Annotated in this window: 19 protein-coding genes; 15 read left to right on the forward strand and 4 right to left on the reverse strand. The window is 59.7% G+C overall.

Features of this window, described 5'->3' with window-relative positions; translation table 11 throughout:
- Positions 1-112 precede the first annotated feature (112 nt).
- The 9 genes from era (at position 113) to NI20_RS0100365 (ending at position 11423) form a co-directional block, all read left to right on the forward strand.
- Positions 113-1009, forward strand: coding sequence for a GTPase Era (era, locus tag NI20_RS0100320; RefSeq protein ID WP_033119472.1), 897 nt, complete (start codon positions 113-115; stop codon positions 1007-1009).
- Between the two features lie 226 nt (positions 1010-1235).
- The gene (locus NI20_RS0100325; RefSeq protein ID WP_033119473.1) at positions 1236-1424 is read left to right on the forward strand and encodes a hypothetical protein; all 189 of its coding nucleotides are present in this window, start codon (positions 1236-1238) and stop codon (positions 1422-1424) included.
- Between the two features lie 950 nt (positions 1425-2374).
- Positions 2375-3133, forward strand: coding sequence for a DNA repair protein RecO (gene recO, locus NI20_RS0100330; protein ID WP_033119474.1), 759 nt, complete (start codon positions 2375-2377; stop codon positions 3131-3133).
- A 54-nt stretch (positions 3134-3187) separates the two neighbouring features.
- Positions 3188-5569, forward strand: coding sequence for an endonuclease MutS2 (locus NI20_RS0100335; RefSeq protein ID WP_033119475.1), 2382 nt, complete (start codon positions 3188-3190; stop codon positions 5567-5569).
- A 141-nt stretch (positions 5570-5710) separates the two neighbouring features.
- Positions 5711-5974, forward strand: a complete 264-nt coding sequence (locus NI20_RS0100340) for an HPr family phosphocarrier protein (RefSeq protein WP_033119476.1) — start codon at positions 5711-5713, stop codon at positions 5972-5974.
- 122 nt (positions 5975-6096) lie between these two features.
- A complete protein-coding gene (gene uvrC, locus NI20_RS0100345; RefSeq protein ID WP_033119477.1) occupies positions 6097-7941 on the forward strand; it encodes an excinuclease ABC subunit UvrC in 1845 nt (614 codons plus the stop codon).
- 689 nt (positions 7942-8630) lie between these two features.
- A complete protein-coding gene (locus NI20_RS0100355) occupies positions 8631-9650 on the forward strand; it encodes a G5 and 3D domain-containing protein (RefSeq protein ID WP_118601911.1) in 1020 nt (339 codons plus the stop codon).
- Between the two features lie 126 nt (positions 9651-9776).
- The gene (locus NI20_RS0100360; protein ID WP_033119479.1) at positions 9777-10046 is read left to right on the forward strand and encodes an ACT domain-containing protein; all 270 of its coding nucleotides are present in this window, start codon (positions 9777-9779) and stop codon (positions 10044-10046) included.
- Positions 10047-10064: 18 nt separating this feature from the next.
- A complete protein-coding gene (locus NI20_RS0100365; RefSeq protein WP_033119480.1) occupies positions 10065-11423 on the forward strand; it encodes a PFL family protein in 1359 nt (452 codons plus the stop codon).
- A gap of 50 nt (positions 11424-11473) precedes the next feature.
- Here the strand turns inward: NI20_RS0100365 and NI20_RS0100370 are convergent, their stop codons facing one another.
- A complete protein-coding gene (locus NI20_RS0100370; protein ID WP_033119481.1) occupies positions 11474-12247 on the reverse strand; it encodes a TSUP family transporter in 774 nt (257 codons plus the stop codon).
- 131 nt (positions 12248-12378) lie between these two features.
- Between NI20_RS0100370 and rsmA the strand changes: the two genes are divergently transcribed.
- Both rsmA and NI20_RS0100380 read left to right on the forward strand, forming a co-directional pair.
- Positions 12379-13239, forward strand: coding sequence for a 16S rRNA (adenine(1518)-N(6)/adenine(1519)-N(6))-dimethyltransferase RsmA (gene rsmA / locus NI20_RS0100375; protein WP_033119482.1), 861 nt, complete (start codon positions 12379-12381; stop codon positions 13237-13239).
- Positions 13240-13465: 226 nt separating this feature from the next.
- Entirely contained in the window at positions 13466-15253 is a 1788-nt protein-coding gene (locus NI20_RS0100380) for a phosphoenolpyruvate carboxykinase (GTP) (RefSeq protein WP_033119483.1), read from the forward strand.
- A 239-nt stretch (positions 15254-15492) separates the two neighbouring features.
- On the opposite strand, the gene NI20_RS0100385 is transcribed toward NI20_RS0100380, so the two are convergent.
- On the reverse strand, positions 15493-16341 hold the full coding sequence (locus NI20_RS0100385) for a GDSL-type esterase/lipase family protein (RefSeq protein WP_052084314.1): 849 nt from the start codon (positions 16339-16341) through the stop codon (positions 15493-15495).
- Between the two features lie 11 nt (positions 16342-16352).
- On the reverse strand, positions 16353-17738 hold the full coding sequence (locus NI20_RS0100390; RefSeq protein ID WP_033119484.1) for an MBOAT family protein: 1386 nt from the start codon (positions 17736-17738) through the stop codon (positions 16353-16355).
- A gap of 272 nt (positions 17739-18010) precedes the next feature.
- Between NI20_RS0100390 and NI20_RS0100395 the strand changes: the two genes are divergently transcribed.
- The 3 genes from NI20_RS0100395 to NI20_RS0100405 are packed head-to-tail and all read left to right on the forward strand — an operon-like array spanning position 18011 to position 20172.
- The gene (locus tag NI20_RS0100395; protein WP_033119485.1) at positions 18011-19012 is read left to right on the forward strand and encodes a biotin--[acetyl-CoA-carboxylase] ligase; all 1002 of its coding nucleotides are present in this window, start codon (positions 18011-18013) and stop codon (positions 19010-19012) included.
- 12 nt (positions 19013-19024) lie between these two features.
- Positions 19025-19570: a chromate transporter gene (locus tag NI20_RS0100400; protein ID WP_033119486.1), complete on the forward strand. Its 546-nt coding sequence runs from the start codon at positions 19025-19027 to the stop codon at positions 19568-19570.
- The gene (locus tag NI20_RS0100405) at positions 19567-20172 is read left to right on the forward strand and encodes a chromate transporter (protein WP_033119487.1); all 606 of its coding nucleotides are present in this window, start codon (positions 19567-19569) and stop codon (positions 20170-20172) included. The genes NI20_RS0100400 and NI20_RS0100405 overlap by 4 nt, the downstream gene beginning before the upstream one ends.
- Before the next feature lie 268 nt (positions 20173-20440).
- Here the strand turns inward: NI20_RS0100405 and udk are convergent, their stop codons facing one another.
- A complete protein-coding gene (gene udk, locus NI20_RS0100410) occupies positions 20441-21058 on the reverse strand; it encodes a uridine kinase (protein ID WP_033119488.1) in 618 nt (205 codons plus the stop codon).
- A 204-nt stretch (positions 21059-21262) separates the two neighbouring features.
- Here udk and NI20_RS0100415 point away from each other — a divergent pair, with 204 nt between their 5' ends.
- Entirely contained in the window at positions 21263-21988 is a 726-nt protein-coding gene (locus NI20_RS0100415) for a hypothetical protein (protein ID WP_033119489.1), read from the forward strand.
- Positions 21989-22037: the final 49 nt, after the last annotated feature.

Genomic DNA, 22037 nt, shown 5'->3' on the forward strand with positions numbered 1-22037 from the left:
ACGGCAGTGGAACAGAATACCGCGCCCTTTGGGCATCCAAAAAGAGAATACAGCTTTCGCTGTATGAATAAAAAACGTTCAACGAACAAAAGAAAGTTGAGGATCACCTATCATGAACAAAACGAAGACCGCTATGATCACCGTCTGCGGACGGCCTAACGTCGGCAAATCCAGCCTGACGAACGCCCTTGTGGGCGAGAAGATCGCCATCGTGTCGAACAAGCCCCAGACCACGCGCAACCGCATTTACGGCGTGATGAACCGCGGCGACACGCAGTACGTGCTGCTCGACACGCCTGGATTCCACAAGGCGCGCAACCGCCTGGGCGACTACATGGTCAAGGTCACGCGCGAATCCATCGCGGACGTGGACGCGGTGCTGCTGCTCGTTGAGCCAGTGGCGCACGTCGGCATCCCTGAGGCCGAGCTCATCGAAAAGATCAAGGCTTCTCATCTGCCGGCGATTTTGTGCATCAACAAGATCGACACTGTCGAGAAAAAGGACGACCTGCTTGCCGTCATTGCGGCCTACAGCGAGGCGTATGCGTTTGACGCCATTATCCCCATTTCCGCGCGCACGCACGAGGGGCTGGACGATCTGATGAACGAGCTCGGTAAGTACGCCTCTGAGGGCCCGCAGCTCTTCCCCGACGGCATGACGACTGACCAGCCCGACCGTCAGGTCGTGGGCGAGATCGTGCGCGAAAAGCTGCTGCGCAACCTCGATAAAGAGATCCCACACGGCACGGCCGTCGAGATCACGCGCTTTATTGAGCGCGACGACGAGGTCATCGAGGTCGACGCGACCATCTACTGCGAAAAGGCGAGCCACAAGGGTATCATCATCGGCAAAAACGGCGCGATGCTCAAGAAGATCTCGACCGAGGCCCGCCGCGACATCGAGCGCTTCATGGGCACAAAGGTCTATCTCGAGACTTGGGTCAAGGTCAAGGAAAACTGGCGCGACAATATGAACTATATCAGAAGCTTCGGCTACGACGAACAGTAAGCTGCGCAGAAGAGGGGAAACGCCGGTTTTCCTGCGAGCGTGAGCAAGCCGCCGCGTGCGCGGCGTCATTCGGAGCGTCAGCGGAGAATGCCATGGGGCGAATTCATTTCGCCCGTCAATGGCTTAATGGGTTCCCGCGCGGCGGCAGGCCGCGTGGGACAAACTGGCGCGACAATATGAACTATATCAGAAGCTTCGGCTACGACGAACAGTAAGAAGGAAAAGCATGTCCGATAAGAAAGAAAAGAAGACCGATGACAGCGGCAATTGTATGATTTTTGGTATGCTGATCGGCATGAGCATCGGCTTTGCACTGGGGCAGCCGCTTTTTAACAACATGGCCGCCGGTATGGCGAGCGGTACGTGCATCGGTATGGCGATCGGCAGCTTCATTGACTGCATCAAAAAGCAGTAATAAATTTTCCCAGCCATAGTTCGCGGGAGTTTTCCTCATGCTAAGCATGAGGTGAGGGATTTGCGAAACGGATATTTCGCGCTGTTTTTGAAAACCGGCGAGCCGATTTTTTATTTACTGGCAGTAAATGATACCCATTGAGGGGTGAGGAATTTTTCCCCTGCACCGTGCAGGGGATGCGAGAAAGAGGAATATTCTCTTTCTCGAAAGAGAATTCTTTCTTTTTCGCACAGGTGCGAATGTCAATGCGGCACAAGTGCCGCGTGATGCGACCCCCATTTTCTTTCCCGAGAAAGAAAATGGGCGTCGCCCGTCCAAAAGAAAGGCGTTTCCCATTGCAAGCGAGCAGCTCGAAGAGCTGCAATGCTTGCCGATTGCACTGCCCTGTGCGCGGCGTTGCCGCGGTTGGCGTTGCTATACGATTTGACTTGCTCCTATCATCCGCTGTTGCGCAGCCGTTGGCGGCTCTGCTGCCTTACGGATGCGGCACACCCCTTGCGGGTGCCGCTCTGCCCATCTTGTAGAAGTACAGCCTAATTTCCGTCTACTGCCAGTCCCTACAATGCGGCGAGCGCAGCAATGCCGCATTTGGCACGCAGTCTGCCGCCAAGCAAACGTCACTCGCGCCTCACGATAGTAAGGCGCGGTTGAGAGTTGTCACGAATCGCAGAAGATTCATGGCGAAGCCATGTACACCGCACCCGATTCCGCAGGCTGCGCAGCTCTTCGAGCTACAAACTGCCAATGTGCGGGGTCAAGGGGGAAGCCCCCTTGCCTTTCTCCGGGGGTTCCAAAGGGGGTATTCTCTTTGGAAAGAGAATACCCCCTTTGACCGGCAGCAGCGCCTACGCGCTGCATTCCCCCTCCGCGCAGTGCGCGGAAAAAACCATCCTGCCTGCAAGGCAACCACCCTTTACACCCCTTGGTGTAAAACAATTTAGAGGAGTTTTATGTCAGAAAAACTCGTGACTAAAGGCATCGTCCTTCGCGCGACGGCGACGAAGGAGGCCGACTACATATTGAATATTCTGACCGACTCGCTCGGGCGGATCGCGGTCGTGGCGCGCGGGGCGCGGCGCAAGGGAAGCCGCATCGCCGCGGGCAGTGAGCTTCTGGCCTTTTCCGAGCTCGTACTCTATCAGCGCGGGAACTGGTACTACCTCGACGAGGCGTCGACGATCTCGCTGTTCGACGGTATCCGGCAGGACATTGAGCTACTGTCGCTCGCGTCGTATTTTGCCGAGATGACCGAGTGCGTCACGGCGGAGGACGAGCCCGTGCCGGAGATCTTATCGCTGCTGCTCAACTCGCTCTATGCGCTCGACACGCTGCAAAAACCGCAGAGCATCGTCAAGGCGGCGTTTGAACTCAAGCTGCTTGCGCTCTCGGGCTACGAGCCGCTGCTCGACGGCTGCGCCGTCTGTGGCACGCACAACCCGAAAGAGCCGGTGTTTGACGCGCAGCAGGGCGTGCTGCTGTGCAAAGAATGTGCGGGCCACGGCGGGGGCGGCCTTCTGCCGCTGGACGCGGGCTCGTTCGCGGCGATGCGCCATGTGCTGTTTTCCGAGCCGAAGCGGATGCTGTCGTTTTCCCTCTCGGGCGAGACGGAAAAGCGCTTTGCCGCGGCGTGCGAGGTGTTTGCGCAGGTGCAGCTTGACCGGCGATTCAAAACGCTGGACTTCTACAAAAGCATGAAAATTGACAACTAAACGAAATATCTGTCGAAAGAAATACGAATCGAAATCAAAATTTCGGAGAAAACTATGAGTGAACTGTTTGAAAAATCCATCCGCGTGCTGGAACTGCCGCGGCTATTGGAGATGCTCGAGCATCACGCGGTGAGCGCGGAGGCCAAGGCGCGGGCGCGACGGCTGACGCCATCGGATGATTTCGGCGAGGTCAACCGCCTGCTCGACGAGACGGACGCGGCGCGCAAGATGATCATGCTGCGCGGCAGCCCTGCCTTTGGCGGCGTGCGCGACGTGGGCGAAGCGCTCTCCCGCGCCGAGCGCGGAGGCATGCTCAACACGCGGGAGCTTCTCGACATCGCGGGGCTTCTCACGAATGTGCGCCGCGTGCAGGATTATTATAAGGAGGACGAGGAGGGGACGGTCATCGACAAACTCTTCCTCTCCCTGCACCCGAACCGCTTTCTGGAGGAGAAGATCACGACCGCGATCCTCGACGAAAACGAGATCGCCGACGCGGCCTCGCCCGAGCTCGCGGAAATTCGCCGCCACAAGCGCGTGGCGGCGGCCAAGGGCCGCCAGATCCTGCAGCGCATCATTTCGTCCCCGAGCTACCGGAACGTTTTGCAGGACGCGCTGATCACGCAGCGCGGCGGGCGCTTCGTCGTGCCGGTGAAGGCCGAGTGCCGCGGCGAGCTGCCGGGCCTCGTGCACGACACGTCCTCGAGCGGCGCGACGATCTTCGTCGAGCCGATGGGCGTGGTGCAGGCCAACAACGAGCTCAAGGAGCTCGAAGCGAAAGAGGAGAAGGAGATCGACCGCATCCTCTACGCCCTCTCGGGCGAGGCGGCGAGCTTCAGCCGCGATATTCTGTGGGATTATGACATTCTCGTCCACCTCGACCTCATTTTCGCGCGCGGCGAGCTGAGCTACCGCATGAATGCCATGCGCCCCGAGCTCAAAAAGGACGGCAGCGTGTATCTGCGCCATGCGCGTCACCCGCTGCTCGACCCCGCGAAGGCCGTGCCCATCGACATTGAGCTCGGCCGCAGCTTCGATACGCTTGTCATTACAGGCCCGAACACCGGCGGCAAGACCGTGAGCTTAAAGACGCTCGGCCTCCTCTGCCTGATGACGCAGTGCGGCCTGCATATCCCCTGCGACGACCGCAGCGCCGTGAGCATCTTTTCCTCGGTGTTGGCCGACATCGGCGACGAGCAGAGCATCGAGCAGAGTTTGTCGACCTTCTCGGCGCATATGAAAAACATCGTGCAGATCTTGGACGAGGCGGACGAGCACTGCCTGATCCTCTTCGATGAGCTGGGCGCGGGCACCGACCCCGTTGAGGGTGCGGCACTGGCCATCGCCGTCATCGAGCAGGCGCGTTCACAGGGTGCGAAGATCGCTGCGACGACGCATTACGCCGAGCTCAAGACCTTTGCCATGACGACCGCGGGCGTGGAAAACGCAAGCTGCGAGTTCGATGTGGAAACGCTCTGCCCGACCTATAAGCTGCTCATCGGCATCCCCGGCAAGTCGAATGCCTTTGCAATCTCGAAGCGGCTGGGGCTTTCCGAGGCCGTCATTGAAAAGGCCAAGGCGCAGATGGACAGCGAGAGCATCCACTTTGAAGACGTGCTGACGCAGCTGGAGCAGAAGAGGCAGCAGTTAGAGAAAGAAAAAGCCGAGGTCGACCGTCTTTACGCCCAGCGCGAGGAGGACGCGCGCAAGGCGCGCGAGTTCCGCACGCAGATGGAGCGCGCGAAGGAGAACGCGAGAAGCCGCGGCGAAGCCGAGGCCAAGCGCCTTTTGGCTGAGGCCAAGTCCGTCGCGGACGACACGTTCCGCGAGCTCGATGCGCTGCGCAAGCAGCAGAAAAAGCTCGACGCCCAGCAGATGAACGCCCAGCGCGCCGAGATCATGCACAACATCAAGCAGGCGCGCGACGCTGCGGGCGTGCGCGACGAGAGCACGGAGCCCATCCCCAAGCCCTCGCGGCCCATTGAGGTTGGAGACATGGTCGAGATCCCCGGTACGCGCCGTCAGGCCGAGGTCACAGCTGTCAAGGACGGCACGCTGACGCTCAAGGCGGGCGTTTTGCAGATGAAGGTCAAAGCCGACGAGGTCCGCCTCATCGAGGCGGCGGAGCGCGCGGCCACGGCCAAAAAGCAGCCGCAGTTTGCCCCCTCGCAGCGCATTCTGCGCACGGCGTCCGCTGCGCGCGAGCTCGACATCCGCGGCATGGAGACGCTGGAGGCCGAAAGCGTGCTCGATAACTACATTGACGCTGCCGTCATGGCGCATCTTGAGACCGTGACGATCATCCACGGCAAGGGCACGGGCGCGCTGCGCAAGGCGGTGCACGCGAGCCTCCGGCGCAACAAAGCCGTCAAGAGCTTCCGCCTTGGCAACTATGGCGAGGGCGAGTCGGGCGTCACTGTGGTCGAGTTGAAATAAATGCCTGCCCGGGGAAGCACTTTGTCTGTGTTTATTGCCAAATCCGCGCCATTTCGCGCGAAATGGCATTGACGAATCGGCCCCCGATGGTATATGATACGATAAAGTCCGAAAGATTTTTTTGGAGAGGGAGTAGTAACGATGTATACTCAGAATGTTACGATCAACAATGAAGTAGGCCTGCATGCTCGTCCTGCCACGTTCTTCATTCAGAAGGCCAACGAGTTCAAGAGCGGCATCTGGCTGGAGAAGGATGAGCGTCGCGTGAACGCCAAGAGCTTGCTGGGCGTGCTGTCCCTCGGGATCGTCAAGGGCACGACCATCACGCTGCTGGCCGACGGCGCGGACGAAAAGGAAGCCGTGACCGCTCTGTGCGAGCTGGTTTCCAACAATTTCGGCGAATAAGAAACAACCAGGAAAGGCGGCTTCCACAGGAAGCCGCCTTTTTCCATTTTACCGGCACCATTCGACCGGATATACTATTATATATTATAATGTAGAGATGAAAAGAAAGGAGGGAATGTCCCATGACGAAGCAGGAGCTTTTGGACAAGGCAAACGACCTGCCGCTCGCGCCTGGCGTCTATCTGATGATGGACAAGACCGGCTGCGTCATTTACGTCGGCAAGGCGAAAAAGCTCAAAAACCGCGTCAGCCAGTATTTTCAGGAGAATTCCTCCCACAATGAGAAGACGCGCCGCATGGTCTCGCAGGTCGACCACTTTGACACGATTTTCGTCTCGACCGAGTTCGAGGCGCTGATTTTGGAAAACTCGCTCATCAAGCAGCACATGCCGCGCTACAATATCTTGTTAAAGGATGACAAGGGCTATCCCTTTGTGCGCCTCGGCACGGAGCACTATCCGCGTTTTACGATGGTCGGCAAGCCTGCGGACGACAACGCGCTCTACTTTGGCCCGTTTGGCGGACGAAACGAGACGCGCGCGGCCATCGACGCGATCTGTGCGGCATTCCGCCTGCCGACGTGCAGCCGCAAATTCCCGCGCGACATTGGAAAGGAGCGGCCCTGCCTCAACCATCACATGGGGCGCTGCGACGCGTTCTGCCGCGGCACGCCGGATGAGGACGAGTACATGCGCCGCATCGGGCAGGCCGAAGAGCTGCTGAACGGCCACTACCGCCGCTTAACGCGCGCGCTGCGCGAGGAGATGGAGCAGGAGGCCGCAGATCTGCACTTTGAACAGGCGGCAGCACTGCGCGACCGCATCCGCGCCATCGAGGTGCTGGGCAAGCGGCAGAAGGTCATCGCCGGCATCTGCGCCGACACCGATATCTGGGGAGTTTATCGCGGCGCGCTCAAGTGCGGCAGCGCCGTACTGCACATTGAGGACGGCAGCGTGACGGGTCGAGACCTGAACCTCTTCGCCGCGCCGCAGGACGAGAGCGAGCAGATGATCCTGTCTGCGCTGCTGCCGCAGTATTACCTCAATAAGAGCGTGCTGCCGCGCGAAATTCTGCTGCCCTGCGAGATCGAGGGCGCGGACGAGCTCGCACAAATCTTGACCGAGCGCGCGGGCCGCAAGGTGACGCTCCACGTCCCCCAGCGGGGCGAGAAGGCCGAGCTCCTTGCCATGGCGCAGTGCAACGCGCGCGAGGACGTCGAGCGCGTGACGACCGCGCAGGAGCGCGAGAACCGCACGCTGACGCAGCTTGCGGGGATGCTCTCACTCCCTGAACCACCCGGGCGTATGGAGTCCTACGATATCTCGAACACCGGCGCGAGCGACATCGTCGCGTCGATGGTCGTCTACGAGGGCGCAAAGCCCAAGAAGAGTGCCTACCGGAGATTCAAGATCAAGAGCCTGTCGGCCCACCCGGACGACTACGCGTCCATGGAGGAGGTGCTCACGCGCCGCATCCAGCGCTATCTGGACGGCGATGAGAAGTTCAGCCCCCTGCCGGACGTCATGCTCATCGACGGCGGCATCACGCACGCGGGCGTCGCCGAGCGCGTGTGCGCGCAGATGCATGTGCGTGTGCCGATCTTCGGCATGGTCAAGGACGACCGCCACCGCACGCGCGCGCTCGTCACCGCGCAGGGCCGCGAGATCGACCTGCACGCCGCGCCGAACGTCTTCGCCCTGATCGGTCAGATCCAGGAGGAGACGCACCGCTTTGCCATCACGTTCCACCACAAGAGCCATTCGCGGTCCTCGACCCGCTCGGCGCTCGACGGGATTCCGGGCGTCGGCAAGGTGCGCGCTCAGGCGCTGCTCAAGACGTTCAAGAGCGTTAAGGCGATTCGGGAGGCGGACATTTTCGCCCTTGAACGTGTGCTGCCGAAAGACGCCACGGCGTCCGTTTACCTTCATTTTCACGGGGAAACGGACGAAAAAAAGGATGAAATGTAACTTCCTCTGCGATCGCCCATATGACGGGAAAAGCGAAAAAGAGGCGCGATTTTTGTGACCTTTGCCAACAAAAATCAAAAAATCAGGTTGACATAAATGGATTTCAATAAATGAATTTTCAAAAAGTCAAACTTGCATATTTTGGCATTGCGCCACACTGCTAAGACGGCTTTTCGTCCCCTGCGCCCTTTCCTGGGCGCAGGGGGCGCTCCTTTGCTGACCGAGGGAAGGGAGCGCACGGCAGAGAAGCAAAAAAGCCAGTGTTTGCAGGGCTTTCCGCGTTTTTGCCGCCTTGCGGGGCGGGAGCGGGACACACCCGGCCTGCTCCCAAGAGTTTTTTGCCCGCTCGGACGGGACAAAGAGCGTCGGCAGGTGCGCCGCCTCTTCGACGCCGAGATGGCGGCGAGGCGGGGGAGAGGGGTGACGATGGTTTACATAAATCGAGAAAATCACGAATCCGATGACTTAAATAGCAACTTTTAGAAGATGGAAATAAGAAAAATATCGAAGATTTTATAAAATACAGAACTTTTGGCGAACAAACGGCGGAAACTTGACAAATCCTTTTTCAGGCGGTATACTGCCAGCAAGTTTTGGAAAAGTTACATTTTGTAATCTTTTCCGGACGCAGCGCACTTCCCCGCTGCGCGAAGCTGCGGCGGCTCACGCCGCGAAAAAAGGAGTATCCCATGCAGAAGTTTTTGAAAAATTTGTTCACAGCCCAGCGCTGCCGCAGAGCGATGTTCTTTCTGCTCTTCGCGGCTGTGATGCTGCTGAACAGTTCGCCCGAGCTGCGCGCGGACGCGCTGTACCTCATCGCCGACGGCGATACGGTCAGCGTGCTCGACGGCACAACGGACATCCCGCAGGAGCGCGTCATTGTCACCGGCGCGCAGAGCGGTGACGCGGAAGTCACACTTCCTGCCGGTGAAAAGGTGACGGTGACGCACGGCGACGACATCGAATACGCCACCACGAGAAACGGCGAGCGCGTCAGCGAGCTGCTGCGCCGTTTGCAGATCTCGGTCAGCCCGCTTGAGATGGTGCTGGTCGACGTCACGGAGGAAGAGGTCGAGATCACCGTTGCCTCTGACTTCACCTACTATGAGACCGCCACCGAGGCGGCTCCCCACACCACGCTGACCTCCACGTCGTACCGCATCCCCAAGGGCGAGACGCAGGTCGTCCAGCAGGGCATCGACGGCACGCGCGACGTCGTTTATGAGGTCGTGTATGCCGACGGCCAGTTCGTCTCCCGCCAGGCGGTGGAGGAGAAGAACGACACCTCCGTCGCGGAGATCACCTACACCGGCACGCTCGTCGACAAGGCACAGAGCGGCGACACGGTCAAGTCCGTTGTCACCGAGAGCGACGGCAGCGGCTATCTTCTGATGAAGTCCGGCGATTCCGTCCACTTCTCCGGCTCGATGAAGGTCACCTGCACGGCCTATACCGCGGGCTACGGCGGCGTGGGCACCAGAACGGCCACGGGCACGACGGTCCACGTCGGCACCGTCGCAGTGGATAAGAAGGTCATTCCCCTCGGTACCGAGATGTTCATCGTCGGCTCGTCGGGCTACACCTACGGCAACGCTGTGGCTGAGGACACCGGCGTGCGCGGCGCGGCGATCGACCTCTATATGAACTCCTATCAGGAGTGCAAGCAATTCGGCCGCCAGAAGAACTCGACGGTCTACTTCCTCGACTGAGCGGGGCGGTTTGTCGAATAGTACGATAAATGTATGTTCCGGATGCGTATGTTGCGCATCCGGAACATTTACTTTATTGCAGTGACATGATACAATTACCGGAAGAAACCGAAAGGAGAACACAGGATGAAAGCCATTATCACGGTACTGGGAAAAGATCAGGTCGGTATTATCGCGGGCGTCAGCTCGCTGCTGGCAAAGTGGAACGTGAACGTTCTGGATATCAGCCAGACGATTTTGCAGGAAAATTTCACCATGGTCATGCTGGCGGATCTCGAAAATTGTTCGCTCTCTTTTACGGAACTGACGGAAAAGCTGAGCGCCCTCGGCGCGGAGATGGACATTGCGATCCGCATGCAGCGGGAGGACATCTTCAACGCGATGCACAAGATCTGAGCGAGGAGGGAAAGAACCATGCTAAGCCGCAATGATATTCTGGAAACGATCCGTATGATCGACCAGCAGCATCTGGATATCCGCACGATCACGATGGGCATCTCGCTCCTCTCCTGTGCGGACAGCAGCGCGGAGCGTGCGTGTGAAAAGATCTACGACAAGATCGGCCGCTATGCAGAGCGCCTGGTCGCAACGGGAGAAGAGATCGAGCGGGAATTTGGCATTCCCATCGTCAATAAGCGGGTTTCCGTCACACCCATCGCGCTGGTCGCCGCCGCGTCGGAGACGGAAGACTATGTCCCGTTTGCCAAGGCGTTTGACCGCGCGGCCAAAAATGTCGGCGTTAACTTTATTGGCGGTTTTTCGGCGCTTGTGCAAAAGGGCATGACGGACGCCGACCAGAAGCTGATCGCTGCGATCCCCGAGGCGCTGGCCTGTACGGACCTTGTGTGCTCGTCGGTCAATGTCGGCTCGTCCAAGGCGGGAATCAACATGGACGCCGTCGCCCTGATGGGGCAGACGGTGAAAAAGACGGCAGCGCTCACGGAAAAGCAGGGCGGCTTTGGCTGCGCCAAGCTTGTGATCTTCTGCAATGCGGTAGAGGATAACCCCTTCATGGCGGGCGCGTTCCACGGCGTGGGCGAGCCGGAGAAAGTGATCAACGTCGGCGTTTCCGGGCCGGGCGTTGTGTATCACGCGCTGCAAAGCGTCAAGGGCCAGCCGTTCGACGTGGTGGCGGAGACCGTGAAGAAAACGGCGTTCCGCATCACGCGCATGGGTCAGCTCGTCGCGCAGGAGGCGAGCCGCAGGCTCGATACGCCGTTTGGCATTGTCGATCTTTCCCTTGCGCCCACGCCCGCCGTCGGCGACAGCGTGGCCCGCATTCTGGAGGAAATGGGGCTTGAGGTTTGCGGCACACACGGTACGACCGCCGCGCTCGCCCTGCTCAACGACGCGGTGAAAAAAGGCGGCGTGATGGCGTCCTCCTCGGTGGGCGGCTTATCCGGAGCATTTATCCCCGTCAGCGAGGACGAGGGCATGATCGCCGCGGCGTCGTCCGGCGCGCTGACGCTCGACAAGCTGGAGGCGATGACCTGCGTGTGCTCCGTAGGACTTGACATGATCGCGCTTCCGGGCGACACGAGCGCAGAGACCATTGCTGCCATCATCGCCGATGAGGCGGCCATCGGCATGATCAACACAAAGACGACTGCGGTGCGCGTCATCCCTGCGCCTGGCTGTAAGGTGGGCGACACGGTGGAGTTCGGCGGACTTCTCGGCTCGGCACCGGTGCAGGCGGTCCACCCTTATTCGAGCGCGGAGTTCATTGCGCGCGGCGGCAGAATTCCCGCGCCGCTGCACAGCCTGAAGAACTGAAAAAAGCGGACAGCCTTGACTGTCCGCTTTTTTATATAGAATTCGTCTTTTCAAAACAGCAGCTCGTAGCCCATCTTGATGAAGAGAAGCCCCAGCACGACAAAGATCATGCCGCGCACGCGCTTGCTGCCACCCTTCATGGCGTAGCGCGCGCCGCAGTAGGCGCCCAGCATATTGCAGGCCGCCGCGGGGAGCGCCAGCAGCCACCAGACCTTGCCGCTGAAGATGAACAGCACCGCCGAGGCGACGTTGGAGCAGAGGTTTGCGATCTTCGCGCAGCCCGACGCCGTGAGGAGGTCCATCGAAAGTGCCATCGTAAACGCCATGATCATAAACGTGCCCGTGCCCGGGCCGATGAGCCCGTCATAGCAGCCAAGACCCAAACCGATGAGCGCGGCGCGCGTCATCTCCTGCTGCGGCGTGTACTCGCGCGCGGGTGCGTCATTTTCCTTGCCGAAGTCCTTTTTGAGCATCAGCAGGATGGCCGCGCAGGGCAGCGCGACGAGCATCATGATCTTCAGAATGTCCTCGTTGATGAGCAGAGCGATCTTTGTGCCGATGGCCGCGCCGAGCAGTGCGCCGATCCCCGAGACGATGGCGGGACGCAGCAGGACCTTGCCGCCGCGAAAGTATTTGAACGAGGCGAGCGCCGTGCCGGTGCCGTTGACGACCTTGTTTGTCCCCATTGCAAGATGCGCGGGGATACCGGCCATCAGATAGGCGGGAAGCGTGATGAGTCCGCCGCCGCCGGCGACGGAGTCGACAAAGCCGCCAAGAAAGATGAGCGGCAGAACAACGATCAGAATTTGCGGTGTGAGCTCCATGAAAGTCTCCCTCTTTTCCTGAGATTTCTGCATTTTATCACACGGGAAAAATTTTTACTACTCTTTTGCGCAAAATATGGTAGAATCATTTTACAATTTTTTACGCCCAGCGCGCAGAAAGGAACCACGCTATGGAACGCAATGACAAAGCTGCCATCGAGGCGCTCTTAAAGCGCCACGGTTTTCATTTTTCCAAGTCCATGGGGCAGAATTTTTTGATCGACCCCGCCATCCCCTATGAGATCGCCGAGAGCTCGCGCGCAAACGAGCAGAACGGCGTGCTCGAGATCGGCCCTGGCATCGGCGCACTGAGCCACGAGCTCTGCGAGCGCGCGGGCAAGGTGGTGGCCGTGGAGCTTGACAAGACGCTGCTGCCGATCCTGGACGAGACCATGGCGCGCTTTGACAACTTCGAGGTCGTGTCCGCCGATATTTTGAAAACCGATATCCCTGCGCTTGTGCGTGAGAAATTCGCAGGCCTCACGCCCATCGTGTGCGCAAACCTGCCCTACAACATCACGACGCCCGCCATCACCGCGCTCATCGAGTCGAAGTGCTTCGAGAGCATCACGGTGCTGGTGCAGAAGGAGGTCGCCGAGCGCCTCTGCGCCGCGCCGGGCACGAGCGCCTACGGCGCGTTCTCCGTCTTCATGCAATACTACACGGAGCCGGAATACCTTTTCGCTGTGCCGCGCGAGTGCTTCGAGCCGCAGCCGAAGGTCACGTCCGCCGTGCTGCGCGCCGTCGTGCGCAAGGAGCCGCCGGTCGAGGTTGAGGACGAGAAGTTCTTCTTCCGCGTGGTGTACGCCGCATTTGCCCTGCGGCGCAAGACGCTTGTCAACAGCCTGATGACGGCGTTCGGCAGCCAGCTCACAAAAGAGCAGGTCACGCAGGCGGTCACGTCCTGCGGCTTAGAGGCCAACATCCGCGGCGAGCGGCTGGGGCTCAGTGAATTCGCCGCGCTGTCCGCCGAGATCGCCGCATTACTGTGACAGCACAGAAGCATCTATTCAAAAAATTGATAAACCATATGGTTGCTATTGATAAGACATTCTGCTACAATTTTCGGCAGAAAGGAGTCAAACTCAATAGCAGCCATTTTTCCTGTGCATCGGTTAGCTCCCTGCCGCCCCAAAGCGGCACAGCACACCTCACAAGACGCGGTGCAAAATTTTTCTTTTTCATTACACCGTGAACATGCTACGAGGGAAAGAACAAATGACGAATTTGACGAACAACAAGGCCGTTTTGTCGTGGATCGACGAAATGACCGCCATCACCAAGCCGGACAAGATTGTCTGGATCACGGGGGAAGAGGAACAGCTCGACGCGCTGCGCGAGCAGGCCGTCAAGGAGGGCATCCTCATCAAGCTCAACCCGGACAAGCTCCCGGGATGCTACCTGCACCGCACCGACCCCGACGACGTGGCGCGCGTGGAGGACCGCACGTTCATCTGCTGTGAAAAGGAAGAGGACGCAGGCCCCACGAACCACTGGGTAGAGCCCAAGGAAATGTACGAAAGAATGTACGCGCTGGCCGACGGCGCCTATAAGGGCCGCACCATGTACATCATCCCGTACTCCATGTCCATCATCGGCTCTCCGTTCGCCAAATACGGCTTTGAACTGACCGACTCCATTTACGTCGTGCTCAACATGCACATCATGACCCGCATCGGCAAGGCCGTGTGCGACGCGCTCGGCGACGATGAGGGCTTTATCAAGGGCCTGCACTGCCAGTGCAACCTCGACAAGGACAACAAGTACATCGTCCACTTCCCGCAGGACAATACGATCATCTCGATGAACTCGAACTATGGCGGAAACGTGCTTCAGGGCAAGAAGTGCTTCGCGCTGCGCATCGCCTCGAACCTCGGCCGTCAGGAGGGCTGGATGGCCGAGCACATGCTGATCCTCGGCATCCAGAACCCGCGCGGCGAGATCAAGTACATCTCCGCCGCCTTTCCCTCCGCCTGCGGCAAGACGAACCTCGCCATGCTCATCCCGCCCGAGGGCCTGCAGCGCTGGGGCTGGCGCGTCTGGTGCGTGGGCGACGATATCGCGTGGCTGCGCGTCGGCAAGGACGGCAGACTCTGGGCCGTGAACCCCGAAAACGGCTTTTTCGGCGTTGCGCCCGGCACATCCATGAAGTCGAACCCCAACGCGCTCATTTCCACGCACAAGGACACAATCTTTACGAACGTCGCGCTTGACCTCAGCGACAACACCGTCTGGTGGGAGGGACTCAACAAGACGCCACCCGCGCGCGCCATCGACTGGCGCGGCCGTCCCTGGACGCCGCAGAGCCCTGAAAAGGCCGCGCACCCCAACAGCCGCTTCACCGCGCCCGCGCGCAACTGCCCGTGTCTGAGCCCCGAGTTCGACAATCCCGAGGGCGTACCCATCAGCGCCATCGTCTTCGGCGGCCGCCGCGCGAAGACCGCGCCGCTGGTCTACCAGTCCTTCAACTGGCAGCACGGCGTGTTTATCGGCTCAATCATGGCGTCGGAGACCACCGCCGCGGCGACGGGCCGCGTCGGCGTTGTGCGCCGCGACCCGATGGCGATGCTGCCGTTCTGCGGCTACCACATGGGCGACTACTGGCAGCACTGGCTCGACATGGGCAAGAAAATCCCCAAGCCGCCGAAGATCTTCAACGTCAACTGGTTCCGCACCGACGAGGACGGCAACTTCGCCTGGCCCGGCTTTGGCGACAATATGCGTGTTTTACAATGGATCATCTCGCGCGCCGACGATGAGATCGGCGCGGCGGAGACCGCGCTCGGCTACGAGCCCAACACCCACGATATCGACATGGAGGGGCTTGAAATGTCGATGTACGACATGCGCCGCCTGCTCTCGGTCGACCGCGAGCTCTGGCTCCAGGAGTGCGAGGACGCGCGTGAGTATTACGAGAAGATCGGCAAGGTGCCGCCTGAGCTCTACGAAGAGCTCGACGCGCTCGAAATGAGATTGAACCGCGGCTACAAGGTCAAGCACGAATAAAACGAAGCAACGCAAAAAAGGAACCGCTCGAAGAGCGGTTCCTTTTTACGTAAAGAGCCTCGCAGAGTTTGCGCCGCGCACGGCGCAAATAAATCGAAATTTGTTTTTCGCCGCGACAAGTGCGTGGCGAAAAACACTTTGCGCGGAGCGAGCGTCGAATTGGCCGCATTATGCGGCCAACCGAGGCGCAGAGCGCAGCGAAACTTTCTCAAGAAAGCGGCTTCACCGCTTTCTTGAAGCTATCTTACGACGCCAAACTGGAAGAGATAGTCTCTCCACATCGGATAGTACGCGGCCTTGACGTGGACGCCGTCGCCGGAGTATTCCGGCGTCAGCGCGCCGGTAGAGTCGTCGAAGACGGGATTGCAGTCGATATAGAAGACCGTTTCGTTGTCGGCGAGCTTTTGGAGCTCGGCGTTGCGTGCGTCGATGGTCGAATTCTTAAAGAACGTCGCGTCGGACTTTTCCTGCGTCGTGTGGAAAATGGCCTGCAAAAAGATGATGGCGTCAGGCTGGAGCTCGCGCACTTCGTCGAGCAGGACCTTGTACTGTGCGGCCCAGCTCTCCGCCGTGCCGGTACCGAGCTCGTTGATGCCGAGCATCAGGTAAATTTTGCCGTAGTGCTTGCCGGAGAGCGCCTGCGCAAGCGTCTGCTTGCCGGGGAACTCCGCCTTTTCGACCGCCGACCAGACCGTCAGGCCGTTGTGGCAGAGGTAGTCGGCGTTATTGAGGCCCGCATAGTCCTTGAAGCCGTCGGTGTGCGAGTCGCCGATGAACAGCGCGTCGTCAAAGTAGCTCGCGTCCACCGTGGTGAAGGGGGAGTCGGGCTCTTCCGGTTCGGGCTCCGGTTCCGGGTCCGGAAGCGGAGCGGGGTCTGGGACGGGAGGAGGTTCGGGCGCTTTGGGCTCGCTCCACGGGTAGACCCCGTCTGCGGCCGCTGTGGCCATTGCCGCGACGGGCGGCGTCGCGGCATCCAGTTTTTCAAGATAATCCTGATACACGCCGGTGGGATCGAGCGCGGCGTAAGCGTTGAGCGCCAGCGCGCTGACAAAGCACAGCGGCAGCAGGAAAAAGGGACGAGAGGACATGAAAGGTCTCCTTAGAAACGGGAATAGAGGAAGGCGTTGCCCGACGAGGTGGCGATGAAGTACACGCACACCCAGAAGAGCAGAAACAGCGGGAGCTGGACGAGTAAACTGCCGCGGTGCTTTTCATAAAAGCGGCGCGGCTGCGGCAGACAGAAGAAGATGGCGAGCAGCAGCAGCCACCAGTAGGACGAGAACAGCTTGAGCGCATCCTGCGCGGAAATGGCGCTGCGCGCGCCGAACAGCGGGAACAGGCGGGAGAAATACGCGCCGACGTCCTTTAAGCGCGTGATGCGGAAACTGACCCACGTCTGCGGGATGACGAAGAGAAGATAGACGTGCGAGAGCACTTTATGCTTCTTGAGAAAATTGCCAATGCAGAACTTTTCGAGCAGGATGAATCCAAGCAGCATTACACCCCAGAGGACAAAATTCCAGCTCGCCCCGTGCCAGAGGCCAGTGAAAAACCACACGACCGTGAGCGAGAGTACCGTGCGGGCATTGCCGTTGCGGCTGCCGCCGAGCGGGATGTACACATAGTCGCGGAACCATGTGCCGAGCGTGATGTGCCAGCGGCGGTAGAACTCGCTCACCGAGCGCGCGGTGTAGGGCAGGTCAAAGTTGCGCGGCACAGGCAGCGCGAGCATCTGCCCGAGGCCCATCGCCATAAGAGAATAGCCGGAAAAGTCGAAATAGAGCTGCAAACTGTAGCTCACCGCGCCAAGCCATGCGAGCGGCGTCGACAGGTATTCATACCCGATGCGCTCAAGCGACGCCCACAGCGGCGCGAGCTGGTCGGCGAGCAGCACTTTGAAGCACAGGCCGACAACAAAGAGCTCAAAGCCGGAGAATACGTCCTCGCGCGTGACCGAGCGTGCTTTCAGCGCGCCGCGCCATTCACGCCAGCGCAAGATCGGCCCCATCGTGAGCTGGGGGAACGCGATGGTGAAAGCGGCGTAGTCGATGAGATTTTTCTCTGCCTCCTCGCCGCGATACACGTCGATGAGGTACCCCGCGCTCTGGAAAAGGTAGAAGCTGACGCCGAGCGGCAGCGCAAGCTCAACGAGAGAGAACGCCGTCCCCGTCAGTTTGCCCAGATTTTCCAGAATAAATGCGGCGTACTTGAAATACACGAGGCAAAAGAGGTCCGCCGCCAGCGCGATGATCAGCAGTGCTTTTCGCGTGCGGACTTCTTTCCCCGCCATTGCGCGGGCGAGGGCGTAGTGCAGAAGTAGCACGCCGGACAGCAGCAGTGTGTCGCGCGCGCCCGCGCCGATGAAGTAGAAGGCAAAGCTGCCCAGCACGAGCGCAGCATTTTTGAAGCGAAAGGGCAGAATGTAATAGACCGCGAAAAACAGCGGCAGAAAATAAAAAAGAAACGTAAGGTCGGAAAAGCTCACGGGGAAACTCCTGTCATAATTTGTCAGCGTCTTATTGTACACGCCGGGGCGGAGCGTGGCAATGGAAAAATCAGGAATTCGTCAAGAAACCGCCGGGTAAGCCAAAACGTGAGATTTTGGTTTACATGCGGCGGCAAGCGTGCTACAATCCTAAGACGGCGGCTGCGAAAAACGCAGCGTTTGATATTTTATGTCAATCGTAAGCGATAAGCCGCCGACTGTCAACCTCAAAAGGGTAACAATTTCGGTTACATTTTGTAACGGAGGACGCTATGGGAAAAGAGACTGTTTTGGCGCTGCTGCTGCGGGAAAAGGGACACTTCGTCTCCGGCGAGGCCGTCAGCGCCGAGCTCGGCATCACGCGCGCGGCCATCTGGAAGAGCATTTCCGCCCTGCGCGCGCAGGGGTACGAGATCGACGCCGTCACGGGACGCGGCTACTGCCTCAAGTCGCTGCCCGGCACGCTGACCGAGCAGACCGTGCGCAGCTACTTGGGACCTGTCGAAACCGTCGGCAAGCGCATCGACTGCTTTGATTCCATCGACTCGACGAACGCCTACTTAAAGCGCATCGCGCTCGACGGCGCGCCGGACGGTACCGTCGCCGTCGCGGCGGAGCAGACGAGCGGCCGCGGCCGCCACGGCCGCAGCTTTCAGAGCGCGGCGGGCAAGGGCGTTTACCTGTCGATCTTGCTGCGTCCGAAGCTTGCGCCGTCGCAGCTGATGCCGCTCACGGGTCTCATCGCCGTTGCGATGAGCCGCGCGGTCGACCGCGTGGCGGGGACGTACTCGCAGATCAAGTGGACAAACGATCTCATCCTGAACGGCAGAAAGCTCTGCGGCATTTTGACCGAGCTGAGCGTCGAGGGTGAGACCGGCGAGCTCCAGTACGTCGTGGCGGGCATCGGCTTCAACGTCAGCCAGCGCGAGGAGGACTTCGACGGCGAGGTCTCGAAGATCGCAACGTCCATCCTGCGCGAGACGGGCAGGCTCATTTCGCGCGCGGAGCTGTCCGCGGCGATGATCGAGGAGCTCGATGCGCTTTATACGGCGCTCAGATCCGGAGAGACGAGCGGGTATCTTGACGAATACCGCCGCCGCTGCGTGACCATCGGGCGCGAGGTGCAGCTTTTGTGGCAGGATACGAAGGAGAAAGTCACGGCGCTTGACGTGGACGAGGAGTTCGGCCTCATCGTGCGCCGCGAAAACGGGACGGTCGAGACCGTCCGCACGGGTGAGGTGTCCGTGCGCGGCCTTTACGGATATGTGGAGTAAGGAGAAAGTATTTTGAAGGAACTTTTGGAGCTGTTTCTCACCTTTGCCAAGATCGGCGTGATGACCTTTGGCGGAGGTATGGCGATGCTGCCGATCCTCGAGCGCGAGGTGGTGCAGAATAAGCACTGGGCAACGGAAGAAGAACTGGTGGACTATTTTGCCATCGGTCAGTGCACACCGGGCATCATCGCCGTCAACACGGCGACATTTGTCGGGCAGAAGAGAAAAGGCGCGATGGGCGGCATCACCGCGACGCTCGGCGTGGTATTCCCCTCGCTCGTCATTATCACGATCCTGGCGGGACTCATTACGAACTTTGCCCACCTTGCCTGGGTGCAGAACGCCTTTGCAGGCATTCAGGTGTGTGTATGCGTGCTCATCCTGAACGCTGTGCTCAAGCTGCTGAAAAAGTCGGTCGTGGATAAGCGCACGGCGGTCATCTTTGTTATCGTGCTGCTGGGGAATATGCTGCTGAGCGTTTCGCCGGTGTGGTTCGTGCTGCTCTCGGCGCTGTCCGGCATCGTGCTGAAAAATCTTGAGGGGAGGGCGGCAAAATGACCTTGTATCTTCGCTTATACTGGGAATTTTTCAAAACGGGCCTGTTTGCCATCGGCGGCGGCATGGCGACGCTGCCGTTCCTTAAGGATATCGGGGCGACCACGGGCTGGTTTTCGCAGACGGACCTGATGAACATGCTGGCTGTGTCGGAATCGACGCCGGGTCCTGTCGGCATCAACATGGCGACCTATGTCGGCTATACGGTCGGCGGCGTGCCGGGCGCGATCGTCGCCACCATCGGCGAGGTGACGCCGTCGATCATCGTCATTTTGATCGTTGCGGCGATGCTCGCCAAATTCCGCGACAGCCAGTATGTCGCCAACGCATTCTACGGCCTTCGTCCCGCCTCCACCGGCCTGATCGGCGCGGCCTGCGCGGGCGTGATGCTCCAGGTGATCGCCGGGATCACGAGCGCGTCGCAGGAGGATTCCATCCTGATGAAATTCTCGTGGGACGGCGCGATCAGCTGGCGCGGCATCATCCTTGCGCTGGTGCTGCTCGTCTTCACGCGCTACATCAAAAAGACCAAGGACCTGCACCCGATCGTCTTTATCGGAGTCTCCGCGGTGATCGGCGTCGTGTTCCACTTCGCGGGAGTGTAAAAGATATTCAAAAAAGAGGGACGCAGCTGAAAGCTGCGTCCCTCTTTTTTGAGAAAGATGCGCTCCGCTTCGTGCCTTGCCGCCCGTAGGGCGACTGCGACACGTGCGGAGCGAGAAGTGTTTTTCCGGCGTACACGCCGCCGGAAAAACGGATTCCAATTTATTTCGCGTCTGCGGACGCCTGGGCAGCCGTTGGCGGCTCTGCCGCCTTACGGATGCCGCGTACCCCTTGCGGGTAAAACTCTGCGAGGCTTTTTTAACCGCTGCGTTAGTCGGCGGAGGCGATGTGGCTGGCGATGCGCTGCATGATCATGTCGAGAGCGACTAAGTTGTGGCCGCCTTCGAGGACGATGATGTCGGCGTACTTGCGGCTCGGCTCGACGAACTGCTCGTGCATGGGCTTGACGGTCGTCAAATACTGCGTGATGACGCTCTCAAGCGTGCGGCCGCGGTCGCGCACATCGCGCAGCGCGCGGCGCAGGATGCGAACATCGGCGTCGGTCTCGACGAAAATTTTGATGTCAAGCATTTCGCGCAGCCGCGGGTCCTGGAAAATGAGGATGCCCTCGACGATGACGACCTTGCTCGGCTGGATGAGCTCGGTCTCACTTGTGCGCTGGTGGTCTGCGTAGGAGTAGACAGGGCAGCGGATGGCCTTGCCCGCCTTGAGCTCCTTAAGCTGCTCGACCATCAGATCGGTCTCGAAAGCGTCGGGGTGGTCGTAGTTCTGCTTGCAGCGCTCTTCAAAGGGCCTGTCCTGATATTTATAATAGCTGTTGTGGTGCACGACGCTGATATCGTCGCCGAAGTGCTGCTTCAGATGCTCGGTGAGCGTCGTTTTGCCCGAACCGGTGCCACCTGCAATGCCAATGAAGATGGTGTTCATCGCCAGACCCTCCATGAATCGTTTGTTGTTAAGTCGATTATAGGAAGACTTTGGCGAAAAAGCAAGGCCGCGCGGCGGAATGCGGCAAAAATTTGCGTGTTTCGGTTGACGCGGGACAAAAAAGCAAGTATTATGTAAAGGAATGCGGCACCGTGTGTGCTCGCGCGCAGAGACTCTATTTTGACAAAAGAAAGGAGCGTCGGCATGAATCTTCTCAAGTGCCCGCGCTGCGGCGAAGAATATTCCCCCAGCTATCGCAGATGCCCGTTCTGCGAGGAGGGAGACCATCCCCGTAAGATCAAGTACAACTCCAGCAAACAGAGCGGCGGCCGGCGCGTTTCGGATAAAAAGCAGACGCAGTCCGTCCGCGGCGCGATGGCGGCGGTGCTCGTCGTCGTGCTGCTGCTTCTGAGCTGGTCGCTCTTTGGTGACAAGATCGTCGCAAAGATCACGCCCGCCGACGACGGCAATACCCCCGGCGTGCAGGACGATGTCAATACGCCCGACGACAGCAATACGAACACGGACGATCCGAACGCGAACAACGGCGGCACCACTGACCCGAACACCGGTGATGAGCCGAACGCAAATGATCCCGCAAACGGCAGCGACACAACTGCCACCAATCCCGGCACCACGACAACCCCGTCCACCCCGACGGTGGATGCCTCGGCCCTGAGCATCAAGACGAACGTCGGCACGACGCTGCCCAAGGATGGAAACGGCAACTTTGACTGCACGATCAAGCCGAGCGAGACCATCCGCCTGAGCGTTTCCGGCACGGACGCGGCCGCGGCCTGGGCGGTGGCGGACGCGAGCGTCCTGTCCATCTCGGCGGACGGCTTGATCACGCCTGCCAAGGTGGGTACCACGACCGTGACGGCCACCGTTGGCGGCGCGGTGCTGACCATCACGGTGCGCATCAAGTAAAGAGAAAAAGAACGGCCGGGGGCCGTTCTTTTTTACGCAAAAAGGGGCG

This window comes from Oscillibacter sp. ER4 (assembly GCF_000765235.1).
Taxonomy (GTDB): domain Bacteria; phylum Bacillota; class Clostridia; order Oscillospirales; family Oscillospiraceae; genus Hominicoprocola; species Hominicoprocola fusiformis.